Here is a 22,711-nt window from a genome sequence, read left to right as displayed (position 1 = left end):
ATCTGCGGCCCATGGTCAGAAAAACGGGAAACACGTCCGGGCGCGGGCAGCGCGATTTGCGGGTCCGCGTCAAGACGGCGCGGGGGCGCAAGCTGTCGTCGAAGCTGTGGCTCGAACGGCAGCTCAACGACCCCTATGTCCAGCGCGCCAAGGCCGAGGGCTATCGCGGCCGGGCTGCCTTCAAGATCATGGAACTGGACGACAGGTACGGCTTCCTTAGGCCGGGGACGCGGGTGGTCGATCTGGGCTGCGCGCCGGGCGGCTGGCTGCAGGTCGCGGTGCCCCGGATCAACGCGTTGGGAACGGGCAAGGGACCACAGGGCCGCATCATCGGGCTGGACCTGCAGGACGTGGACCCCGTGCCGGGGGCCGAGATCCACCAGCTCGACTTCCTGTCCGAGGGCGCAGACGAGAAGGTGAAGGCCTGGCTGGGCGGTGAGGCCGACGTGGTCATGTCGGACATGGCGGCCTCGTCCTCGGGTCACAAGCAGACCGACCACCTGCGGATCATCGCGCTCTGCGAGGCGGCGGCGGAGCTGGCCTTCGACGTGCTGGCGCCGGGCGGCACCTTCGTCGCCAAGGTCCTGGCGGGTGGGGCGGAGCAGGGGCTTCAGACGCAGCTCAAGCAGCGGTTCGAGAAGGTCGCCAACGTGAAACCAGGCGCCAGCCGGTCCGACAGTTCCGAGAAGTTCGTGGTGGCGTTGGGCTTCAAGGGATAGGCCGACCGGCGGGGAGCGGCGGGCTGACCGAGATCAATGCCGCCGTTAGCGCCTGAGTTAGCCTGACCCCATGGAAAGACTCGCCGATTTCGAGACCGACATCGTCGCGACGAAAGCCGCGTCGCTGACAGCGGATGCGACGACGACCCGCGACAAGCTGGACCGGCTCTTCCGCTACGTTCGCGACGATATCGTTTTCGGGTTTCCCCCCGAAGGCGACTTCGTGAAGGCATCGGACACGATCCGGTTTGGCTATGGCCAATGCAATACGAAGGCGACGCTTCTGCTCGCGCTTTGCAAGGCCTGCAGAATCCCGGCGCGGATCCATTTCTCGCTGATCCGGAAGGACATCCAGAAGGGCTTCTTCACGGGGCTGGCCTACTGGCTTGTGCCTGACGAGATCTCTCATTCCTGGATCGAAGTGGAAATCGACGGCCGTTGGCGGAAAATCGACACGTTCATCAACGATCTGCCGCTGTTCAATGCGGCGAAGGAGGCCCTGCACGAGCGCGGATGGAGCACGGGCTATTCCCTCGCGCTAACGGACGGCGAGGCGAGCCCGGACCTGGATCTCGACCACGAAGCGTTTCAGCAGATGGCCGCCGTGACCGGCGATCACGGGACGTGGGACGATCCTGCCGACTACTACGCCAGCGCGAAGTATCGGAATCGGCCCGGACGAGTGAAGCTGTGGGCCTATCGGTTGATGATCGGACGGATCAACCGGCGTGTGCGCGATCTGCGGGCCGGGGCCGTAATCTGACGCCACGACCCGGATGGATATGGGTCAAGCTGTCGGGAGGGGGCCGTCGAACCGACCTGTCGGCGCGGGACGTTTCGCGCCGCCCTGGTCGGCGGGAAAGAGCGGCGGTGAGATGATCTATCTCGGGACGCGTTGCCCCGCCACGTAGACGGCCGCGACCGCCCGGTCGTCGCCCATCATGATCGTCGGGAACACCGCCTCCCAGATATCGGCGGCGTGATGACTGCGCTGGGCGATGGCGGGGGTGGAGGCGAGGTCGAGGACGACGAGATCGGCATCCGACCCCTCGGCCAGCGTCCCGATCCGGTCAGCAGCATGAAGGGCGCGGGCGCTGCCCTCGGTGGCGAGCCACAGGAGTTTGGCGGGGTGCAGCGCCTCGCCCCGGAGTTGCGCGATCTCGTAGGCGGCGGCCATCGTGCGCAGCATGGAAAAGCTGGATCCGCCGCCCGTATCCGTCGCCAGCCCCACGCGCATCCGTCGCGCCAGCCCCATGTCGAAGAGGCCCGAGCCGATGAAGGTGTTCGAGGTCGGGCAATGCACCACGGCCGCGCCGGTCTCGGCCAGCCGGTCGCGCTCACGCTGTTCGAGGTGGATGGCATGGCCGTAGAGCCCGCGCTCGCCCAAGAGGCCATGCGCCTCGTAGGTGTCGAGGTAGTCGCGCGCCTGAGAGAAGAGGTCGCGGACCCAGGCGATCTCGTCGGTCTGCTCCGACAGATGGGTCTGCATCAGGCAGTCCGGATGCTCCGCCCAGAGCGCGCCGAGCGCCGCGAGTTGCTCCGGGGTCGAGGTCGGGGAAAAGCGGGGCGTGATGACGTAGCGCCCGCGTCCGGTGCCGTGCCATCGCGCCAGCAGGGCGGCGGATTGGTCGTGCGCCGTTTGCGCCGTGTCCCGCAGGTCGTCGGGGGCGTTGCGGTCCATGCAGGTCTTGCCGCCCCAGACCGCCATGTTGCGCGCGCCCGCGGCGGCGAACCAAGCATCGACGCTTTCGGGATGGATGGTGCAATAGCTGCACAGGCTGGTCGTGCCATGGGCGAGGGCGAGCGTCAGGCTGCGGTTCGCCACCTCGGCGGCATGGGTCGGGTCGTGAAACCGGGCCTCGGCCGGAAAGGTGTAGGTGTTGAGCCAGTCGATGAGCCGCTTGCCCCAGGAGGCGATGATCTCGGTCTGGGGATAGTGCATATGCGCGTCCACGAAGCCCGGCAGGATCAGCGCGTCGCCGTGATCGACCTCCTCCGCGTCGGGGAAACGGGCGCGCATCGCGTCCAGCGCGCCGGTTCCCGCGATGCGCCCGTCCGCGACGGCCACCGCCTCGTGGAGCACGGCTGCATCCTGCGGGGGCGTCGTGAACGGATCGGACGGAAAGGCCAGAACTCGGCCCAGGATCAGCGTGGTCATGGCCCTCCGCCTATGCGGCCCTCAACCGTCTGTCGAGACCGGCCCTTCTTCGCTTTTCAAGTATCCCCGCCGGAGGCCTTGGGCGCGCGGGGGCTCGATGCCCCCAAGCGCCCGTTTCCAGCTACCGCTCGGGCCCGCGACGCGCTAGGGCGGCAGCGACGACGGAGGCGCCCATGTTGACCGATCCCGATCCGAATCTGCCCGAACCCGAAGATGACCGGGAACTCGATCAAGCCCGCCTTCGCGCCATTCAGGACGCGCTGGCCCACGAGCAGGGTGCGGCCATCGACCACCTGCTTGAGCCGCTGCACGAAGCGGACATCGCCGACCTGCTGGAACAGCTCGGCGACGTCGAGCGGCGCACCCTCCTTCGGCTCTGGTCCGGACAGATCGACGGGGAGATCCTGTCGGAACTCGACGAGGCGATCCGCGAGGAAGTCATCGAGGAGCTGCCGCCCGACGAGGTGGCCGAGGCCGTCCGGGGACTGAACACCGACGACATCGTCGACGTCATCGAGAACCTCGACGACGAGACCCGTGCGGATGCCATTCTAGAGGCGCTGGACGATATCGACCGGATCGCGGTCGAGCAGGCGCTGGGCTTCCCGGAATATTCCGCCGGTCGTCTGATGCAGCGCGAGGTCGTCACCGCGCCGTCGCATTGGACGGTGGGGCAGGCGATCGACCATCTGCGCGGCGCGTCCGACCTGCCGGAGCAGTTCTACCACGTCATCCTCGTGGACCCGCGGATCCGGCCCGTGGGCTACGTGACGCTGGGCAAGATCCTCTCCTCCGCGCGCGACGTCGCGCTGTCTGAGATCGAGGAGGAGAGTTTCCGCACCTTCGAGGTGACCGACCCCGAGGACGAGGTCGCCTACGCCTTCAACCAGTATCACCTCATCAGCGCGCCGGTGGTCGATGCGAACGACCGCCTGCTGGGTGTGATCACGATCGACGATGCGGTTCGTATCCTGGACGAAGAGGCGGAGGAGGACATCCTCCGTCTGGCCGGCGTCGATGCGGAGGAAGCGATCTCGAACCGGACCCGCGACGTGGTCCGGCGCCGCTTCCCCTGGCTGGCGGTGAACCTCGTGACCGCCGTTCTGGCCTCGCTGGTCATCGCGCAGTTCGAAGGCGTGATCGCGCAGGTCGTGGCCCTGGCGGTGCTGATGCCCATCGTGGCGTCGATGGGCGGCAATGCGGGCACGCAGTCGCTGACCGTCGCGGTGCGGGCGCTGGCCACACGCGACCTGACCGGAGCCAACGTCTGGCGGGTCATCCGGAGGGAGGTCTTTGCCGGCGCCATAAACGGCGCGATCTTCGCCGTCGTGATGGGGATCGTCGGCGTCGTCTGGTTCGGCTCGCCCATGCTGGGGGTCGTGATCGCCGTGGCGATGGTCATCAACCTCATCGTCGCGGGGTTCGCAGGTGTGGGCATCCCGGTCGTGCTGGAGAAAGCCAAGATCGACCCGGCGCTGGCCTCGGGCGCCTTCGTGACGACGGTGACGGATGTGGTCGGCTTCTTCGCCTTCCTGGGTCTCGCGGCGATCTGGCTGATCTGAGGGGGCCACCGCTCGTCCGACGATCCGTTCGCGGCCCCCGGCGTCGCCTCAATCCTCGCCCTTTTCCATCCGGGCCTTGAGGTCGGCGAGGCCCGCGAAGGGCTTGACCTTGTCGTCGTCGATGGGCTCCGCGCCCCTGGGCATGGCGGTCAGGTCGATCTCTTCGGCTTCGGCCGAGCGGGGGAAGGCGGGGATGGCGAGGGCCAGTTCCTCTTCGAGCAGGGCGCCCGGATCGAGCGTCGCGGGCAACGCGGCCGTCGTGTCGTCCTCCGGCATCTCGGCCTCGTCGCCGGTGGGTTCGACGAAATCGGCGACGTAGCTGCGGGTCACGTCCTCCTCGATCCGGGTGGTGACCGGGTCGGTGGTGACGCGGCAGGGCTGCACGACGGTCGCGCCCAGATGACCTTGGAGCCGCCAGTCGGTCTTGCCGACAGGATGCAGCTCTCCCTCGAAGCGGGTCTTGCGGATGACATCGACGCCGAGGCGGTCGGCCAGCGCCTCCAGTTCTCCCTCGTCGGGGACCAGGCGGAAATGGGTGGGCTTGCGCCGGGCCAAGTCGGAGAGGCGGACGGGATGGGATACGATCGGCTTCATGGGTGGTCTCGGCGCGGGGGTGGACGCAAGCGGGGCGTGCGGATAAGCCATAGGTCGAAATGACGTCCGCCCGCAACGGGCCGCCTGCGCCGGTCGGCGCGTGCGCAGGGACGCGAGGGGCAGCGCGGGAATACGGATGCTCGGACGACTTATCGCTCTGGCAGGATTGACTGTCGCGCTGGTTGCGTGCGGCCCCGTCTACCGCAACCACGGATACATCCCGGAAGACGCCGATCTGTCCGCCCTGGTTGTGGGAGTCGACACCATCGATTCGGTCGAGACCACCGTCGGCCGGCCCTCGGCCTCGGGCGTGTTGCGCGAGGATGCGTGGTACTACGTGCGCGAGCGGCGGCGCCAATTCGGGCCGGGCGCGTCGCGTCCCGTGAGCCGTGAGCTGGTCGCGATCTCGTTCGCAGAGAACGGGACGATCGAGAATATCGAGCGGTTCGGACTGGAGGATGGTCGCGTCGTCACCTTGTCCCGTCGGGTGACCGAGACCTCGATCCGCGATTTCGGCCTGATCCAGCAGATCATCCGCAACTTCGGCCGGATCAATATCGGCGAGGCGCTCGCCGAGGACAATTGACGCCCGGGGACGTGAGGCGGCCGTGATCAGGCCCATGCACAACCCGCGCCCATGGTGATCTCGACGCTGAAGACCTGGTTCGCCCGCGGTCGCCCGCAGGACGTGGAGCGCGACGTGGCCGTCCATGTCGTGTTGCTGGACGGCACCATGTCGTCGCTGGAGCCGGGGCGCGAAAGCTCCGTCGGTTTGACGTTCCGGCTGCTGGAAGAGGCGGGCGGCGCCTGTTTGCATTACGAGCCCGGGCTGCAATGGCACGGGCTGCGCCGCGCGCCCGAGATCATGGCGGGGGTGGGCATCAACCGGCAGATCCAGCGGGCCTACGCGTTTCTCGCCCGGCACTGGCATCCCGGCGACCGCATCTATCTGATCGGCTATTCGCGCGGGGCCTATGCCGTCCGCGCGCTGGCGGGAATGATCGACCGGATCGGGCTATTGCGGGCGGAGGTGGCCGACGACGACACCATCGCCGAGGCCTACGCGCACTACCGCGACGACCCCACCACGCCCGCCTCGCGCAGCTTCGCCGCCCGGCTCTGCCATTCCCGCGTCACGATCGACGCGATCGGGGTCTTCGACACGGTGCGCGCGGTCGGCATCCGCTGGCCGCTGCTGTGGCGTCTGTTTCCCCATGTCCATGCGTTTCGCTCGGCCCGGCTGGGACAGGTGGTAGAGCGGGGTTATCATGCGCTGGCGCTGAACGAGACGCGGATGGCGTTCCGTCCCGAGCTTTGGCGCACCCATGGCCACCGGACCGAAAGCGTGGAGCAGGTCTGGTTCCGCGGCGCACATCCCGACGTGGGCGGCCAGTTGAGCGGCGTGGACGCCGCGCGTCCGCTGGCGAATGTGCCGCTGGTCTGGATGCTGGGTCGGCTGGAAGGGGCGGGTCTGCCTCTGCCGCCGGATTGGCGCAAGCGGTTCGAGGTGGATGCGACGGCGCCGATGGTCGGAAGCTGGCGCTCGTTCGGGCCGCTGTTCCTGTACCGGCGCCGGCGGGAGGTGGGCCGCGACGCCTCGGAGCGGGTCCACCCTTCGGCGCAGCCCCCCGATGCGCCATCGGAGGGGGCGGCGCGGATCGCCTCCTGATCCGCCGATCGCAGTGTCGCGAAGGGCCTTGCATCTGCGAGCGAAGCCGGTAAGACGCGCGCTCCGCCTCGCCCGCTTGGGTGGGGGCCGAAACCGCTGGACCCGAATGCGCCCTGCCGTTAGGGGTCCCCGAAACGTTCCCGGCCGGACGCCCCGGCCAAGCCCCGAGGTTGAGACATGGCCGTCCCGCAGAACAAGGTCACCCGTTCCCGTCGCAACATGCGCCGCGCGCACGACTCGCTGACGCCGGGTAATCCGCAGGAATGCCCCAATTGCGGCGAGCTCAAGCGCCCGCATCACGTCTGCGGCGCCTGTGGTCACTATGCCGACCGTGAGGTCGTGACCGCCGACACCGTCGATCTGGACGACGACGCCGCCTGACTTTCGTTGAGGAGCGGGCATGACCGGAGAGGCCTCCTCGGATGAGCCGTCCCGGGGTGTCCTGTCCGTCGATGCGATGGGCGGGGACCTGGGCCCGGAGGTCGTGATCGCCGGTCTCGCGCGGGCCGTGAAGCGGACGCCCGCGATGCGCTTCCTCGTCCATGGCGACACCGCCGTGCTGGAGCCGCTGGTCGCCAAGCGACGCGGCCTTTCCGATCACGTGACCCTGCGCCATGCCGACCGCGTCGTCGCGATGTCCGACAAACCCAGCCAAGTGATGCGGACCGGGCAGGGCACGTCGATGTGGTCCGCCATCGAAGCCGTCCGCGACGGTGAGGCCGAAACCGTCGTGAGTTGTGGCAATACCGGCGCGCTGATGCTGGTTTCGACATTGCGCCTGCGCAAGCTGCCCGGCGTGAACCGCCCGGCCATCGCGATCCTCTGGCCCTCGCGGAACCCGGCCGGGTTCAACGTGATGCTGGACGTGGGCGCCGACATCAAGGCCGATGCCGACGACCTGATGCAATACGCTCTGATGGGGATGTCCTACGCTCGCAACGGGCTGGGGCTGGAACGGCCGCGTGTGGGCTTGCTGAATGTCGGCACCGAGGAGAACAAGGGCCGCGCCGAGCTGCGCGAGGCCCATGACATGATCGAGGGTGTCGCGGAGGAGAACGGCTTCGACTTCGCGGGTTTCGTGGAGGGCGGCGACATACCGGGCGACGTGGTCGACGTCATCGTCACCGACGGCTTCACCGGCAATGTCGCGCTGAAGACGGGCGAGGGGACCGCGCGCTTCGTCCGCGACATGCTGGGCGAGGCCTTCGGCGCCACGCTTCTGTCGAAGGCTGCGGCGTTGCTGGCCATGGCCTCGCTCAAGCGGCTGTCCAAGCGGATCGACCCGAGGCGCGTCAACGGCGGGGTCTTTCTGGGCCTGAACGGCACGGTGGTGAAATCCCATGGCTCCGCCGACGAAACGGGCGTTGCCGCAGCGATCGACCTGGCCTGGAACCTGAGCCGGTCGGGTTTTTCCAAGCGGTTGCAGGCCCGCGTCGCGGCCGTCACCGCGAAGACCGCTCCGGCCGACCCATGACCACCCGTGCCCGCATCACCGGTGTCGGGCACTACCTGCCCGAACGTGTCGTCCCGAACGCGTGGTTCGCCAGCTTTCTGGACACGTCGGATGAGTGGATCCGCGCCCGCACCGGCATCGAGCGCCGCCATTTCGCAGCCGAGGGCGAATTCACGAGCGATCTGGCCACCAAGGCCGCCCGCGCAGCCCTTGCCGCCGCGGGGCGGGATGCCGGAGAGATCGACGCCATCGTCCTCGCCACCTCGACCCCCGACCTGACGTTCCCCGCGACCGCGACCATCGTGCAGGAGAAACTGGGCATGACCGGGGGCTTCGCCTTCGATGTCCAGGCGGTCTGTGCCGGCTTCATCTTCGCGCTGTCGAATGCGACCGCGTTGATCGCGGGCGGGCAGGCGGGACGGGTCCTTGTCATCGGGGCCGAAACCTTCAGCCGCATCATGAACTGGGAGGACCGGACGACATGCGTGTTGTTCGGCGATGGCGCGGGGGCCGTCGTGCTGGAGGCCGAGCAAGGCACCGGCACTTCGGACGATCGCGGGATCCTGGCCACGGATCTGCATTCCGACGGCCGGTTCCGCGTGATCCTCCAGGTCTCCGGTGGCGTGTCGTCCACGCAGACGACGGGGCATCTGACGATGGCCGGCAAGGAAGTGTTCCGCCACGCCGTCGAAAAGCTGCATGACAGCACGCTAGCCGTTCTGGCCAAGGCAGGGCTGGGGATCGCGGATGTGGACCGGGTCGTGCCCCACCAGGCGAATATCCGGATCATCGACCGAACCGCTGCCAAGCTCGGTCTGCCGCGCGAAAAGGTCGTCGTAACCGTGCAGGATCACGGCAATACGTCGGCTGCATCGATTCCCTTGGCCATGTCCGTCGCGGTCGATCAGGGCCTTCTGGCCGAGCGGGACGTCGTCGTGACCGAAGCGATCGGTGGCGGATTGTCCTGGGGTGCGGTGGCTCTTCGCTGGTAGAAAAGCGAGAAAGGCGAGGCGGGGTAACGCCTTTCCACCTCTGGGTGACAAAAAGCCCTTGCCGCCCGCCACGGTGGAACTAGCCCGCCTCCATTGACTTGTCGCCGTGGGCGACCCCACATTGTCCGAAGAGGCAGGCGAACGGGCAATTTTTCGGGGGATCATCGAATGACTGGAAAAACATTGACGCGCATGGATCTGACGGAGGCGGTTTTCCGCGAAGTCGGACTCAGCCGGAACGAAAGCGCCGCGCTGGTGGCATCGGTGCTGGATCACATCTCTGACGCGCTGGTGGATGGGGAACAGGTGAAGCTCAGCGGCTTCGGCACGTTCTCGACCCGGGACAAGTCGGCCCGTGTCGGACGCAACCCGAAGACGGGCGAAGAAGCGCCGATTCCACCTCGGAGGGTGCTGACCTTCCGCCCGTCGCACCTTATGAAGGACCGAGTCGCGGCCGGCAACAAGGCGTAGATTTGGCGAAGACACCCGAGAAGGCAGACGGCGCGTTCCGGACCATCCGCGAGGTCGCGGATTGGCTGGTCGTTCCGACACATGTGTTGCGGTTCTGGGAGTCGAAGTTCGATCAGGTCCAGCCCGTGAAGGGCGCGGGCGGTCGCCGCTACTATCGGCCGGAGGACATGCGCCTGCTCGGCGGCATCAAGGTTCTGCTGCACGACCAGGGTCTGACCATCCGGGGCGTCGCGCAGAAGATCGTCGATGAAGGCGCCGAGCCTGTGATGGCCTTGGCGCCAGAGCTCGACACGCCAGCAGGGCCGCCACAGCGAACCCGCAAGGTCATTCGTCCCGGCGACGAGGTGGAGCGCGGGCGCGTCCTGCCGTTCGACCGCAACCCGGAGGCTGCTCCGGAAGAGCCCAAGCCGAAGGAGCCGGCGGGAGACGAGGCCGTGGCGCCCGAACCCGCAGTGGCAGAGCCGGCAGAGGCGCCGAGCGGACCTGTGGTCGAGGACCCGGCCGATCCGGTCGAGGCGACGGCTCCCACCGACGACGTGATCGCCGACCCGCACCGCCCGACCGAAGACGCGGCACCGTCCGTCCCCGAGATCACTCCGGCGGAACCGGACGGTATGCCGCCTCCGAGCACCGAGTTGCCACCAGAGGCCGCGATCGCGGATCACCCGCCGAGCCGTGCGCTGCGGAAGGCCCGCTCCGCGCGCGAGGGGGGCGCCCGTGTGGATCAGCGCAAGCTGAAGCGGCTCGTCCGACGGCTGAACGGGCTGATCGAGGAAATCGAGGACGACCTCGCCGGATAGCGCCGTCTTCGCTTGCGCCCGTCGCGGGGTTCGCTATGTAGGCCGCCAGTCGGGCTATGGCGCAGCCTGGTAGCGCGTCCGTCTGGGGGACGGAAGGTCGCAGGTTCGAGTCCTGCTAGCCCGACCATCGCAACGCCCTCTTCCCGCGCGGGAGGGGGCGTTTCGCTTAGAGGGGGGTGCACATGTCCGACGGCGTTCTGGCGTGCCAGCAGATCGAGGCCTTGGCCGATGCGGGTGGCATCTCGGCGACCGCCTTCGACGCCGATCAGGTGCAGCCGGCCAGCCTCGATCTGAGGCTTGGCGATGTCGCCTACCGGGTGCGGGCCTCGTTCCTGCCGGGCGAGGGGCGCCGGCTGGAGGACCGGCTTGGCGAGTTCGAGATGCATCGCGTGCCGCTGGCGGGCGGCGCGGTGCTGGAGAAGGGCTGCGTCTACCTTGTCCCTCTGCAGGAGAGTCTGTCCCTGCCCGCCGATATCTCGGCGGTGGCGAACGCGAAGTCTTCGACGGGGCGGCTGGACCTGCTGACCCGGACGGTGACCGATGGCGGGGTGGAGTTCGACCGGATCCCCGGCGGATATGACGGCCCGCTCTATGCCGAGATCTGTCCGCGCAGCTTCAGCGTGCTGGTGCGACCGGGGATGCGTCTGAACCAGATCCGGTTCCGCCGGGGCGAAGCCCGGCTGGATGACGAGGCCTTGCGCGACCTGCACGGGCGCACGCCGCTGGTCGACGGGACGGCGCTGATCGACGACGGGCTGGGCTTCTCGGTGGATCTCTCATCGGGTGAAAGCGGGCTGGTCGGGTGGAGGGCCAAGCCGCATTCCGGGGTGATCGACCTGGAGCGGATCGGTCACTACGACCCGTCCGACTTCTGGGAGCCGATCCGGACCGGAGATCGGCGCATCATCCTGGATCCGGGCGCCTTCTACATCCTCGTCAGCCGGGAGGCGGTGACCATCCCCCCCGATTATGCCGCCGAGATGGCGCCTTATCTCGCCATGGTGGGCGAGTTTCGCGTCCACTATGCGGGGTTCTTCGATCCCGGTTTCGGCCACGGGACGCCCGCGCGGGGTGTCCTGGAGGTGCGATGCCACGAGGCGCCTTTTGCGCTGGAACACGGGCAGGTCGTTGGGCGGCTCCTTTACGAAAGAATGAGTGAGGCGCCCGCGACGCTCTACGGGGCGGGGATCGCGTCCAATTACCAGGGGCAGGGCCTGAAGCTGTCGAAGCACTTCAAGGCTCCTTAGATCAGGGCCTTACGGGCCGATCTTCACGCACCAAGCCCCAGCCGCATCGCCAATTTGCGCAAGGGCGCGACGTCGTGGAGTGCCCGCACGCCGGTTGCGCGCAGCCGTTGGAACGGCGCCGATCCGGCTATCGACGTCCTGTTGAGAAGGTCGATGCCTGTCGCGCGGATCAGCACGTCCGGCTGGCGCTGCCTTGCGTAGGCCTGAAGCATCGGATCGCTGCCGATCTCGTGTTTCGCACACAGGTCGCGGAGGGCGGCGATGTCCTTCAGGGACGTATTGAGCCCCTGCGCCCCGATCGGGGGCATCGCGTGGGCCGCCTCGGCCGCAAGCGCCACGCGGCGGGCTGTCATCGCGTGGGCCACAATCGTCTTGATCGGCCAGGCGACGCGACGGGAGGCGAGGGTCAGCGGACCGGCGACGGAAAGGGATCGCTTGGTGGCCTCGGCCGAAAACGCGTCTTCCGGCAGATCCATCCGGCGGGCCTGTTCGTCCGCATCGTCCATCCAGACGACTGCCGAACGGGGTTTCCCGTCCAGATCGGGCAGGGGCACCAGCGTGAAGGGGCCGCCTGACAGATGCAGCTCTGTCGAGACGTTGCCATGCGGGCGGGGATGGGTGACCGAGAAGACGAGAGCGGTTTGCCCGTAATCCACCTCGCGCGCCGAGATCCCGGCGGCCGCGCGGACCGGAGAGCTCCGCCCGTCGCAGGCCAGCAGAAGGCGCGTGGAGATCGTGTCGCCATCCGTCGTGCGCACCCGAGCCTCTGCAACGCGGGCGAGGAGCCCGGCAAAGCCTGTTCCGAATCGCAGATCGACGGTCGACAGCGCCTCGGCCCGCGACAGCAGCGCGCGCCGGATCGCCCAGTTCGGAAGGTTCCAGCCAAAGGGCTCGTCCCCCATGTCGAGTGCTTCGAAGTCGCGGGTGACCGGCGGGCTGGCTGCGGCGTCGACGATCCGCATCGTCCAGAGCTCTGTCCCGTGTTCCGCAAGGTCGGCCCAGGCCCCGGCGCGGTCCAGCAGGTCACGGCCCGGTGTCAGGATCGCGGTCGTGCGGAGGTCGGCGCCTTCATCCGCCTCTTCGGTGACCGGCGGCGTCGGGTCCAGCAAGATGACGCTGTGACCTTCGGCCCCCAGGGCGCAGGCGGCGGCAAGGCCGGCGGGGCCGGCGCCGGAGATGACGATGTCGGTGTCGTAGATCATGACACGGAGGTAGGGCGGCGACGGCTCAGGCGCCAGAGCGCGTGATGTCGCGCAGGAAATGCGTGAGGTCATCGGTGTGATGGTGCAGGTGCGGCGCGGCCAGTGCGACCGGCGCCACATGGATCGTGGACATACCCAGCGTGTGCGGCACGGCGAGATTGCGGGGCGTGTCCTCGAACATGGCGGCGCGGGTCGTGTCGAGCCCGTCCGCCCCGAAGACGCGGGTATAAGCCTCGGGCTGGGGTTTGGGCGTCAGCCCCGCTTCCTCGACGCCATAGACCGCGTCCCAGAGATCGCCGAGACCGCGGGCGGCAAGCACCTCGGCCGCGTAGCCGACCGTGCCGTTGGTGAAGATGATCCTGCGGCCCGGAAGGGCGGCCAGCGCGTCGGCCAGAGCGGGATCCGGCGACAGGACGGAGAAGTCGATGTCGTGCACGTCGGCCAGAAAAGGATGCGGGTCGATGCCGTGATCGGCCATCAGGCCGGCCAGGGTGGTGCCGTGATGCTCCCACCAGGACGTGCGGAGCCGATCGGCCTCGACCCGGTCTGCGCCGGTCTCTCGCATGATCCAATCGGTCATCCGCGTCTCGATCTGCGGGAACAGCGGCGTCGACGGCGGGTAGAGCGTCTCGTCCAGGTCGAACACCCAGGTGTCGATATGTGCGAAATCCGCGCGCATCGCCGTGGGCTAGCCGGGCCGCCGGACCTGCGCAAGCTTGGCCTTCTGGCATTGGCCCGCTAGCGTCCGCCTGCCCAGAAAGACGGACCGCCCCATGCCTTCGACCCCCCATCCGACCGATGCCCATGCGCTGATCCTCGATGCGATCGACCGGGGCACCTACGGGCCGGGGGACCGCCTCGTCGAGAGCGAGCTGGCCGACCGGTTCAGCATGTCCCGCACACCGATCCGCGAGGCGTTGCAACGGCTGGAGACGCAGTCCCTGCTGACACGGGACGGACGCAGCCTCGTCGTCGCCTCGCTGGACCACGACCAGATGGCAGAGCTTTACGCGGTGCGGACCGAGTTGGAGGCGCTGGCCGCAAGCCTCGCCGCCAAGCACGCCGCACCCGAAGAAGTTCGCGTGCTGCGCGCAATGGTGGAAGAGGATCGCGCCCTTCTGGACGACGCGCAGGCCCTGTCGCGCGCGAATCGCAGGTTCCATGCGCAGATCCACAGGGCCTCGCACAACCGGTATCTGGTCCAGCAGCTTGGCATGGTTCACCGGTCGATGGCGCTGATGGCGACGACATCGCTGGCCGTGCCCGGGCGGGGCGAGAACGCACTGGAGGAACATGCGCGCATCGTTGACGCGATCGCAGCCGGGGACGGGGCCGCGGCGGCAGATGCGTTGCGCGCCCATCTGTCGACGGCCTTCGAGGTGCGTCTGCGCGAAGAGGCCGAACGGCTGGGCTGACGGCGCGTCAGATCCCGACGGCGACGATCGCGTCGGCGAGGACGGGCACCTCGGCGGGTCGCAATCCGGCAACGTTCATGCGGCCGTCGCCCACGACGTAGATGCCGTGATCCTCTCGCAAGCGCGCGATCTGCTCGGACGTTGCCGGCAGAAGCGAGAACATGCCGTGATGGCCCGCCAGAAACCCGAAGCGGTCGGATCCGGACCGCTCCCGCAGGGCATCGGCGAGAGCATGGCGCGTGGTTTGCATTCCCGTGCGCATGTCGTCGAGTTCTGCCTGCCAATCGGCGCGCATCTCGGGATCGTCGAGGATCATCTGCACCACGCGCGCGCCGTGGTCGGGCGGGAAGGAATAGGTGAGCCGGTTGAGGGCGGCGAGCGACCCCTGCACCGCGGGGGCGTCCGACAGGGCCAGCAACAGACCGACGCGATCCCGGTAGAGCCCGAAATTCTTGGAGCAGGAGACCGCAACCAGGAGTTCGGGAACCGCCTCGGCCAGGATGTGCAGGCCGGCGGCATCGGCGTCCAGCCCCTCGGCGAAGCCCAGATAGGCGAGGTCTACAATCGGAAGTGCGCGGCGCTGGTCCAGGATCTCTGCGATCTCGCGCCACTGGGGCAGCGCGAGGTCGGCGCCGGTCGGGTTGTGGCAGCAGCCATGCAGCATGACCGCGTCCCCCGGCGCGGCCCGTTCCAGATCCTCGGCCATCGCAGAGAACCAGACGCCCCCGGTATCGGTGTCGTAGTAGCGGTAGGTGCGGGTCCGGATGCCGAGATGGGCGGCGATGGCGGTATGGTTCGGCCAGGTCGGCTCGCTCAGCCAGAGCGTCGCGTCAGGCTTCGCCATGCGGACAAGCTGCAGCGCCTGGTGAACGGCGCCGGTCCCGCCCGGAGTCGCCGCATGGGAGAACGGCGCGTTGCCGAGGACCAGGTGGCCCAGCGCATCCGCGAAGGCGGGGTCGCCGGTGAGACCGGTATAGCTTTTGGTGGTCTGGTTCTCGACCAGCTGGCGTTCTGCGGACTTGACGGCGCGCATGACCGGCGTGCGGCCTTGGGCATCGCGGTAGACGCCGACGCCGAGGTCGATCTTGTCGCCGCGCGGATCGTCCCGAAATGCGGACATGAGCGCGAGGATCTTGTCCTCTGGCTGAGGCTTGAGCGATCCGAACATCAGTGCGCCTCGCCGGCGGGACCTGTGGCGACGGGAAGGTCGGGATACATCCCCCATTCGGACCAGGACCCGTCATAGAGCGCGTGATCGGTGTGACCCAGCCGGGCCAGGGCGAGGTTCAGGATCGCCGCCGTCACGCCCGATCCGCAGGACGTGACCACGGGACGGGTCAGGTCGATGCCGGCCTCCTCGAACGCGGCGCGCAGGCCGTCCGGATCCTTCATCGTACCGTCCGCCTCGAACAGCATCGGATAGGGCAGGTTGCGCGCGTTGGGAATGTGCCCGGCGCGCAGACCCGGTCGCGGCTCGGGCGCTTCGCCGGCGAACCGGGAGGCGCTGCGCGCATCGACGATCTGCGTCTTGCCCAGCTTTGCCGTCTGCGCGACCTGCGTGACGTCCCAGAGCAGGTCGGGATGCGCCGTGACCGTCATGTGGCGGTCTCGGATGGTCGGCGGCTCTGCGGTGACGGGCCGCCCTTCGGCGCGCCATTTGGAGAGCCCGCCATCCAGCACGGCGGCGCGCTGCCCGAAGACGCGGAACAGCCACCAGAGCCGTGCGGCCGAGAAGATGCCGCCCTCGGCGCCATCGTAGATCACGACTGTATGCCCGTCGCCGACCCCGATGCGTCGCATCCGGGACATGAACTTCTCGACCGGGGGCGCGGTGTGGGGCAGGGCGGAGCGGGCGTCCGACACATCGTCCAGCGCGACGAACCGCGCTCCGGGGATATGCGCCTCGCCATATTCCTCGCGCGGATCGCGGCCCATGTCTGGCAGATACCATGAGGCGTCGATCACGCGCGTGTCGGGGGCGGGCAGACGCTGGGCCAGCCAGGCGGTCGAGACGAGGGTGGCGGGATCGTCGGTCATGCGGTCACCTCCTGCCGGACCGGCCTACCGCCTGCGAGGCGCCGGTCCAAGCCCGTTCCAGCCCGCGGACGGGTGTGACGCGGTCAGCCGTGCTCTTTCAGAAGGCGGGCCTTCTGGCGCTGCCAGTCGCGCTTGGCGCTGGTCTCGCGCTTGTCGGCGACGTTCTTGCCTTTGCCGATGCCGACCTTCAGCTTCACGATCCCACGGTGATTGAAGTACATGACCAGCGGCACGATCGTGTAGCCCGCCCGGTCCGCCGCCTTCCACAGCTTGGCGATTTCGCCCCGCTTGGCCAACAGCTTGCGGCGGCGCCGTTCCTCATGACCCCAGGTGACGGCAGGCGCATAGGTCGCGACATGGGCGTTCACGAGCCACAGCTCGCCGTCCTTCACCTCGCAATAGCTCTCGGCGATGTTGGCCTGACCTTCTCGGAGGGATTTTACCTCTGACCCCATGAGCATGATCCCGACCTCGAGGTCGTCCTCGATGGCATATTCGAACCGGGCGCGCCGGTTCTCGGCGATCACCTTGTAGTTCTTGTCCTCGGGGGTCTGTTTCTTGGCCATGAGAGGCACCTATGCATCCGCGCTGCGCCTGTCCACGGGGGGATGCCGCAGCGACAGGGCGATATGGACGACGGCGACCAGCGCCGCGACGGCGCCGCCAAGTCCGACCGCCCTGAGGCCGAATGCCGCGACCACCCAGCCTCCGAGCGCCGCGCCGACCGCGGCACCGACATAGATCGCGGCGGCATTCAGCGCGAGCGCGACCGGCGCACGGGCCCCGGCCAGCCCCACTAGCCGCGCCTGCTGGCCGGCGATGAAGGACCAGCCGAAGAGCGCCCAGACGACGAAGAGCGTCAGCGCGGAAGGCAGCCCCCACGGCAAGGTCGAGATCAGCGCCATCAGGGGGATCTGGCTGATCGCCAGCAGCGTCAGTGTCCGCCCGGGTCCCAACCGATCCGCGAGGACGCCGCCCGCGAGGTTCCCGGCCACGGCTCCGCATCCGTAGATCGCCAATGCGATGGTCACGCCGTCTCGGCCCAGGCCCATCGTCTCTTCCAACAGGGGCGAGAGGTAGGTGTAGGGAACGTAGATCGCGCCGAGGAACGAGGCGGTGAAGAGGATCGCCAGCATCAGGCGGCCGTCTGACAGCACCTCGCCCAGATCGCGGAGCGTGACCGCCTGGAACCGCAGGCCCGCAGGCACCCGCAGCCAGAGCGCGACGGCGGCGAGGACCGCGAGACCGGTCACCAGCCAGAAGGCCGCGCGCCATCCGAAGGCGTAGGCGACCCAGCTTCCGGCCGGCACGCCCAGCACCTGCGCCAGCGTGAGCCCGAAGAACACCATGGCCAACACGCTGGCCCGTTTCTCCGGCGGCGCGAGCCCGGCGGCGACAGCGGCCGTGACGGGCGTCGACATTCCCGCCCCCGCGGCGGCCAGCACGCGCGCGGCATAAAGCGCGCCTTCGCTTGGGGCGAGCGCCGAGGCCGCGCATCCGGCCGCGAAAACCGCCATGCCCGCTGCCAGCACCCGGCGGCGCCCGAAGCGCCCGGTCAGCGAAACCAGCAGCGGCGACAGGAGCGCATAGCCGATTGCGTAGGACGTCATCACCCAGCCCGCACGCGCAGGTGACATCCCCATGTCCCGTGCCAGCGGGGCCAGCATGCCCACCACCAGGAAGGCACCCATGCCGATGACGAAGTTCGAGGCCGAGAGGAGGGGCACCAGCCCCTTCGGCAGACCGGTGCTCAATTCAGCAGGCCGGCATGACGCATCGCATCCTTGACCAGCAGGCGCGTTCCCTCGCCGAGCGGGGTGAGTGGAAGGCGGACTTCGTCTGAACACTTGCCCAACAGCGACAGCGCGTATTTGGCGCCGACGAGGCCGGGCTCGGTGAAGATGGCCTGATGCAACGGCATCAGTCGGTCCTGAATTTCCAGCGCCGTGGCGTAGTCGCCCGCCAGGCACGCTTCCTGCATCTGCGACAGGAGGCGCGGGGCGACGTTGCAGGTCACGCTGATGCAGCCGACGCCGCCCTGCGCGTTGAAGCCGTGGGCGGTCGCGTCCTCACCGGAGATCTGCAGGAAGTCCGTGCCGCAGGTGATGCGCTGCTGGCTGACGCGGGCCAGGTCGCCGGTCGCATCCTTGACGCCGATGATCGCGTCGAGTTGCGCCAGGCGCCCCATCGTGGCGGGCGTCATGTCGACGACGGACCGGCCGGGAATGTTGTAGATCAGGATCGGCAGCCCAACCTCCGCCAGATTGGCGAAATGGGCATAGAGGCCATCCTGCGTGGGCTTGTTGTAGTAGGGCGTCACGACCAGGGCCGCATCCGCGCCGACGGATTTCGCGTGTTCGACGAAGCGCCGCGCCTCGATCGTGTTGTTGGAGCCGGCGCCTGCGATCACCGGGATCCGCCCGGCCGCTTGCTTCACCACGGCCTCGACCACGGCTTCGTGTTCCTCGTGGCTGAGGGTCGGGCTCTCGCCGGTCGTGCCCACGGGCACGAGGCCGTGCGTGCCTTCCTCGACATGCCAATCGACCAGCGCGGCGAGTGCGTCGAAGTCGATAGTGCCGCCTTTGAAGGGCGTGACCAGGGCGCATAGGGATCCCTTGAACATCGCGTAACTCCTCTTTGCGGCGATCCGGGCCCGTCTAGCTTCCACCTCTGGTCGCGACAAGACGGCGCGGTCATGGCGATTTGTTATGGGAGCCTCAATAAAGCCGTGTTTTCGGGCTGGAATCCCCCCTGAATAGTCGCCAATTTGCCCGCCGAGGGAGATCGACCATGACGCCGTTTCGACGATTGGCCCTGGCCGCCACCACCGCCCTGGCCGTATCGCTGACACTCGCCCCCGCCTCGCGCGCGGACGGGGAGTTCACGCTGGGTCTGAGCCATCTGCGCGACGGGCGTCCCGACGCCGCCCGCGCCGCCATGACCCGCGTGGACGAGGATGTGCTGCGGGACGTGCTGCTGTGGCACCTGCTTCGGGACCGTGCGGGCAGCTTTGCCGAGATGGTCGATTTCCTCGACCGTAACGCCGATTGGCCAGGTCTCGATCTGATGCGCATCCGTGCGGAACAGGTGATGCCGGTTGCGCTGCCGCCGTCCGAGGTGATCGCCTTCTTCGACGGGCGTGAGCCGAATACCGGCAACGGCGCGCTGCGGCTTGCGATCGCGTTGCGGGCCGCGGGCCGCACCGACGAGGCCGAGGCGATCGCCATCGACAGCTGGCTGACCCGCCCGATGCCACCGGCCGCCCATGCCGGCTTCATCGAGGTATTCGGCGAAGTGCTGGAGCCGTTCCACCCCGCGCGGCTGGACGCGATGATCTGGTCGGGCGACCTGAAATCCGCCGGTCGGACCCTGCCTCTGGTCGAGGGGCCGGAACGCGCCCTGGCCGAAGCCCGCATCGCGCTCCGCGAGGGCAAACCGGGCGTCGACGCGCTTATCGCGGCGGTCCCCGAAACCCTGCGCAGCCATGCCGGCCTCGCCTACGAGCGGTTCCGCTGGCGTCTCGACAAGGGTCGGATACGGGGCGAGGACGGCGCGCTGGAACTGCTTTTCGCCTATGACACGGACGCAGACAGCCTCGTCTCGCCCGAAGCCTGGGCGCCACATCGCTACCGGCTCGCACGGGGGCTGAAGCAGGACGGCCATCCGCGCGACGGCTACCGGGTCGCGGCCAATCACGGGCTGCCGGAAGGACATCGCGACAGCGGCCAGATCGAATGGCTGGCCGGGTATATCGCGCTGCGCCATCTGGATGACCCCTCGCTCGCGGCAGAGCATTTCCGGCGTTTCGATGCCGCCGTCGCGTCGCCGATCAGCAAGGGGCGCGCCGGCTACTGGCTGGGACGCGCGCTGGAAGAGGCGGGCGATGCGGAAGGCGCCGAGGCCGCCTACGCCGCCGGTGCGGAATACCAGACCAGTTTCTACGGACAGCTCGCCGCCGAGCGTGGCGGCATCGCGCCGGATCCGCTTTTGGCGGGCGACGAGCGTTTCCCCCCGCTGGCCGAGACGTCGCTGCAGGACAGCACCGTTCTCGAAGCGGCCCGGGAATTGGCGGAACTGGGTGAGCGGGACCTGGCGGAGCGGTTCGCGACGCATCTGGCCGACGTGCTTCCGCGCGAGGAAATCGGCACGCTGATCGACGAGGTCCTGTCCTGGGACGAGCCCCATGTCGCTCTGAAGATCGCCAAGAGGGCCGCTCTGCGCGGGATGGAATTGCACAGGGGCTACTACCCTGTGACACCGCTGGCCGCGCTGGAAAGCCCGGTGGCGCCAGAACTGTCCCTGTCCATTGCCCGCCGCGAGAGCGAGTTCGATCCCATCGTCGTCAGCCATGCGGGCGCGCGGGGGCTGATGCAGCTCATGCCCGGCACCGCCCGCGAGATGGCGGGCCTGATCGGGCTGAACTACGAGAAATGGCGGCTGACCGATGACCCGCTTTACAATGCGCGGCTCGGCACCGCCTATCTGGGCGAACTGGAGGCCGAGTTCGGGCCGTCGCCCGTTCTGGTTCCGGCCGCCTACAACGCGGGGCCCTCTCGCGCGCGGCGCTGGTCGGCCCGTCTGGGCGACCCGTCCGATCCGTCCGTCGATATCGTGGACTGGATCGAGGATGTGCCCTTCTCGGAGACGCGCAACTACATCATGCGGGTGTCGGAGTCGCTTTTGCCCTACCGCGCGCAACTTGCCGGCCTGCCCGAGGCGGTCAGCCTGACCGAATGGTTGCGCAACGGTTATGGGGAGTTCGCCCCGGGCCCGGTGATGGCGACGCGCAGCGGCGAGGACGGTTAAGGTCGCCCTTCAGACCGGAAGGGGGGTGGCGAACACAGCCTGCGCCCCTTACTTCACGCGGCCTGACCGCCAGAGCGTGAAGAGCCCGGCCGCGACGACCAGCGCACCGCCCCAGACAAGCTCGGCGCGCAGCGACTCTCCAAAGATCACTAGGCCGATCAGGCTGGCGAAGACGAGTTGGAGATAGGCGAAGGGCTGGACCGTGCTCGCCTCGGCGGCCTCGTAGGTGCGGATCAGGAGCCAGTGGCCGGTCGCCCCCGTCACGCAGAGCGTGGCCATCCAGACCCAATCGGCGCGGGTCATCGGTTCCCAGAACCAGATGCCGACCACCGTCATGAAGAGCGCCCCGACCGTTCCCGTCCAGAAGAAGCTGGTTTCCGTCCGGTCCGTCTTGGCGGCGAGCCGTGTCAGCAGGTTATAGAGCGCGAACATCGCCGCCGAGGTCAGTGGGATGAGCGCAAGGGGCGAGAAGACGCCGGATCCCGGCCCGAGGATGATCAGGACGCCGGTGAAGCCGACGCCGATGGCCGCCCAACGGCGCCAACCCACGCTCTCGCCCAGGATCGGGCCGGACAGGGCGGCGACGAGCAGGGGGTAGACAGCGAAGATGGCATGGCTCTCGACGAGCCCGAGCAAGGTGAAGGCCGCGACCATCACGCAGATCTCGGCGGCGAGCAGCAGACCGCGCGTCGCCTGTAGGATCGGCCTGGAGGTGGCGGCCGCGGCCCTGAGGCCGGCGCGGCGCGTCGCCACCGTCACAACGAAGGCGGCGAAGAACCAGTAGCGGATCATCACCACCATCAGGACGTTGTACTCGGCCGCCAGATGGCGGGAGATGCCGTCCTGTGCCGCGAAGACGGCCGTCGTCGCGACCATCAGCGCGATGCCCAGCCGCTCGTTCGACAGGGTCACGGAAGGCGTCCGATGCTCATGTGCCGCTTGCGTCCGAAGCCGGGGCGCCTTTCGACCTCGAAGCCGGCCTTCGTCAGGGCGCGGCGCACATGACCCGCGGCAGTATAGGTCGCGAAGGTGCCTCCGGGCGCCGTGTGGCGCGCGACCTCCTCCATCAGCATCTCTTCCCAGAGTTCGGGGTTTCGCGCCGGGGCGAAGCCGTCCAGAAACCAGGCATCCGCCTTGTCCTGCCAGACCGGCAGGCTCTCGCGCGCATCACCCTCGACGACCTCGACCTCGACCGCGCCCAGCCGGAAGCGGCGGGCGGGCCAGACGTCGAGCAGAGGCGTGGCGTCGATGTCTGGGAAGGCGGACAGGGCGCGTGCGAGATCGTCTGCCTCCATAGGGTGCGCCTCGAACGACGTCATGCGGACGATGCCCGGATCCCGCCAGGCTGCCGAGAGCACGAGGGCATTCAGCCCCGTCCCGAAGCCCAGCTCCGCGACGTGAAAGCCGTCCCGCAATCTGTCGGGCAGATCGTTTCCGTCCAGAAAGACGTGACGCGCCTCGGCGGCCCCGTCTTGAAGGGAGTAGTAAGGATCGCCGTAGCGGGTCGCGACCGGCACGGGGCCCTGCCATTCGATCGTAGGGTGTTCGCCGCTGGCCATCTGTCCTACCTCCGCCGCATGGATGAT

General features: G+C 68.4%; 24 protein-coding genes and 1 tRNA gene. 14 read left to right on the top strand and 11 right to left on the bottom strand.

Annotated elements, in window-relative coordinates:
- Nucleotides 1-11: 11 nt before the first annotated feature.
- Both jaqu_RS02475 and jaqu_RS02470 read left to right on the top strand, forming a co-directional pair.
- Nucleotides 12-719 carry an RlmE family RNA methyltransferase gene (locus tag jaqu_RS02475; protein ID WP_043917369.1) on the top strand — a complete coding sequence of 236 codons (708 nt, stop codon included), beginning with the start codon at nt 12-14 and terminating at the stop codon, nt 717-719.
- A 70-nt stretch (nt 720-789) separates the two neighbouring features.
- Nucleotides 790-1,482, top strand: coding sequence for a transglutaminase-like domain-containing protein (locus tag jaqu_RS02470; protein WP_043917354.1), 693 nt, complete (start codon nt 790-792; stop codon nt 1,480-1,482).
- A 117-nt stretch (nt 1,483-1,599) separates the two neighbouring features.
- On the opposite strand, the gene guaD is transcribed toward jaqu_RS02470, so the two are convergent.
- Complete coding sequence (guaD, locus tag jaqu_RS02465) at nt 1,600-2,877, bottom strand: guanine deaminase (RefSeq protein WP_043917353.1); 1,278 nt, start codon at nt 2,875-2,877, stop codon at nt 1,600-1,602.
- Between the two features lie 173 nt (nt 2,878-3,050).
- Here guaD and mgtE point away from each other — a divergent pair, with 173 nt between their 5' ends.
- Nucleotides 3,051-4,439, top strand: a complete 1,389-nt coding sequence (mgtE, locus tag jaqu_RS02460) for a magnesium transporter (protein WP_043917352.1) — start codon at nt 3,051-3,053, stop codon at nt 4,437-4,439.
- A 48-nt stretch (nt 4,440-4,487) separates the two neighbouring features.
- On the opposite strand, the gene jaqu_RS02455 is transcribed toward mgtE, so the two are convergent.
- Nucleotides 4,488-5,033: a YceD family protein gene (locus tag jaqu_RS02455; RefSeq protein WP_052500730.1), complete on the bottom strand. Its 546-nt coding sequence runs from the start codon at nt 5,031-5,033 to the stop codon at nt 4,488-4,490.
- A gap of 136 nt (nt 5,034-5,169) precedes the next feature.
- Here jaqu_RS02455 and jaqu_RS02450 point away from each other — a divergent pair, with 136 nt between their 5' ends.
- From jaqu_RS02450 to jaqu_RS02410, 9 genes are all read left to right on the top strand, one after another.
- Nucleotides 5,170-5,619: an outer membrane protein assembly factor BamE gene (locus jaqu_RS02450; protein WP_043917350.1), complete on the top strand. Its 450-nt coding sequence runs from the start codon at nt 5,170-5,172 to the stop codon at nt 5,617-5,619.
- Nucleotides 5,620-5,670: 51 nt separating this feature from the next.
- Nucleotides 5,671-6,702, top strand: coding sequence for a DUF2235 domain-containing protein (locus tag jaqu_RS02445; protein ID WP_052500729.1), 1,032 nt, complete (start codon nt 5,671-5,673; stop codon nt 6,700-6,702).
- A 177-nt stretch (nt 6,703-6,879) separates the two neighbouring features.
- A complete protein-coding gene (rpmF, locus tag jaqu_RS02440) occupies nt 6,880-7,083 on the top strand; it encodes a 50S ribosomal protein L32 (RefSeq protein ID WP_043917349.1) in 204 nt (67 codons plus the stop codon).
- A 19-nt stretch (nt 7,084-7,102) separates the two neighbouring features.
- Complete coding sequence (gene plsX / locus jaqu_RS02435; RefSeq protein WP_043917348.1) at nt 7,103-8,176, top strand: phosphate acyltransferase PlsX; 1,074 nt, start codon at nt 7,103-7,105, stop codon at nt 8,174-8,176.
- Nucleotides 8,173-9,147, top strand: coding sequence for a beta-ketoacyl-ACP synthase III (locus jaqu_RS02430; RefSeq protein WP_043917347.1), 975 nt, complete (start codon nt 8,173-8,175; stop codon nt 9,145-9,147). The genes plsX and jaqu_RS02430 overlap by 4 nt, the downstream gene beginning before the upstream one ends.
- Nucleotides 9,148-9,315: 168 nt before the next feature.
- Nucleotides 9,316-9,618: an integration host factor subunit alpha gene (gene ihfA, locus jaqu_RS02425; RefSeq protein WP_043917346.1), complete on the top strand. Its 303-nt coding sequence runs from the start codon at nt 9,316-9,318 to the stop codon at nt 9,616-9,618.
- 2 nt (nt 9,619-9,620) lie between these two features.
- A complete protein-coding gene (locus jaqu_RS21925; RefSeq protein WP_052500728.1) occupies nt 9,621-10,418 on the top strand; it encodes a MerR family transcriptional regulator in 798 nt (265 codons plus the stop codon).
- Between the two features lie 50 nt (nt 10,419-10,468).
- Nucleotides 10,469-10,545 (top strand) — tRNA-Pro (locus jaqu_RS02415).
- Nucleotides 10,546-10,600: 55 nt separating this feature from the next.
- The gene (locus jaqu_RS02410; RefSeq protein WP_043917345.1) at nt 10,601-11,665 is read left to right on the top strand and encodes a 2'-deoxycytidine 5'-triphosphate deaminase; all 1,065 of its coding nucleotides are present in this window, start codon (nt 10,601-10,603) and stop codon (nt 11,663-11,665) included.
- 23 nt (nt 11,666-11,688) lie between these two features.
- Here jaqu_RS02410 and jaqu_RS02405 read toward each other — a convergent pair whose 3' ends face one another.
- Nucleotides 11,689-12,867, bottom strand: coding sequence for an FAD-dependent oxidoreductase (locus jaqu_RS02405; protein WP_043917344.1), 1,179 nt, complete (start codon nt 12,865-12,867; stop codon nt 11,689-11,691).
- 25 nt (nt 12,868-12,892) lie between these two features.
- Nucleotides 12,893-13,546, bottom strand: coding sequence for a pyrimidine 5'-nucleotidase (locus jaqu_RS02400; protein WP_043917343.1), 654 nt, complete (start codon nt 13,544-13,546; stop codon nt 12,893-12,895).
- A gap of 94 nt (nt 13,547-13,640) precedes the next feature.
- Here jaqu_RS02400 and jaqu_RS02395 point away from each other — a divergent pair, with 94 nt between their 5' ends.
- Complete coding sequence (locus jaqu_RS02395; protein ID WP_043917342.1) at nt 13,641-14,282, top strand: GntR family transcriptional regulator; 642 nt, start codon at nt 13,641-13,643, stop codon at nt 14,280-14,282.
- Between the two features lie 7 nt (nt 14,283-14,289).
- Here jaqu_RS02395 and jaqu_RS02390 read toward each other — a convergent pair whose 3' ends face one another.
- The 5 genes from jaqu_RS02390 to dapA form a co-directional block, all read right to left on the bottom strand.
- Entirely contained in the window at nt 14,290-15,450 is a 1,161-nt protein-coding gene (locus jaqu_RS02390) for an amino acid aminotransferase (protein WP_043917341.1), read from the bottom strand.
- On the bottom strand, nt 15,450-16,319 hold the full coding sequence (gene sseA / locus jaqu_RS02385; RefSeq protein ID WP_043917340.1) for a 3-mercaptopyruvate sulfurtransferase: 870 nt from the start codon (nt 16,317-16,319) through the stop codon (nt 15,450-15,452). Before sseA ends, jaqu_RS02390 begins: the two co-directional genes overlap by 1 nt.
- 83 nt (nt 16,320-16,402) lie before the next feature.
- Entirely contained in the window at nt 16,403-16,885 is a 483-nt protein-coding gene (gene smpB, locus jaqu_RS02380) for an SsrA-binding protein SmpB (RefSeq protein ID WP_043917339.1), read from the bottom strand.
- A 9-nt stretch (nt 16,886-16,894) separates the two neighbouring features.
- Nucleotides 16,895-18,073, bottom strand: coding sequence for an MFS transporter (locus jaqu_RS02375; protein ID WP_052500727.1), 1,179 nt, complete (start codon nt 18,071-18,073; stop codon nt 16,895-16,897).
- Nucleotides 18,070-18,942 carry a 4-hydroxy-tetrahydrodipicolinate synthase gene (gene dapA / locus jaqu_RS02370; protein WP_043917338.1) on the bottom strand — a complete coding sequence of 291 codons (873 nt, stop codon included), beginning with the start codon at nt 18,940-18,942 and terminating at the stop codon, nt 18,070-18,072. Before dapA ends, jaqu_RS02375 begins: the two co-directional genes overlap by 4 nt.
- A 167-nt stretch (nt 18,943-19,109) precedes the next feature.
- Here dapA and jaqu_RS02365 point away from each other — a divergent pair, with 167 nt between their 5' ends.
- Complete coding sequence (locus jaqu_RS02365) at nt 19,110-21,125, top strand: lytic transglycosylase domain-containing protein (RefSeq protein WP_052500726.1); 2,016 nt, start codon at nt 19,110-19,112, stop codon at nt 21,123-21,125.
- A 48-nt stretch (nt 21,126-21,173) separates the two neighbouring features.
- On the opposite strand, the gene jaqu_RS02360 is transcribed toward jaqu_RS02365, so the two are convergent.
- Nucleotides 21,174-22,037: a DMT family transporter gene (locus jaqu_RS02360; protein ID WP_043917337.1), complete on the bottom strand. Its 864-nt coding sequence runs from the start codon at nt 22,035-22,037 to the stop codon at nt 21,174-21,176.
- Nucleotides 22,034-22,684 carry a tRNA (5-methylaminomethyl-2-thiouridine)(34)-methyltransferase MnmD gene (mnmD, locus tag jaqu_RS02355; protein WP_043917336.1) on the bottom strand — a complete coding sequence of 217 codons (651 nt, stop codon included), beginning with the start codon at nt 22,682-22,684 and terminating at the stop codon, nt 22,034-22,036. Before mnmD ends, jaqu_RS02360 begins: the two co-directional genes overlap by 4 nt.
- Nucleotides 22,685-22,711 lie beyond the last annotated feature (27 nt).

The sequence above is a fragment of the Jannaschia aquimarina genome (assembly GCF_000877395.1).
Classification (GTDB): Bacteria; Pseudomonadota; Alphaproteobacteria; order Rhodobacterales; family Rhodobacteraceae; genus Jannaschia; species Jannaschia aquimarina.
This window is presented reverse-complemented; position numbering and strand designations above follow the sequence as displayed.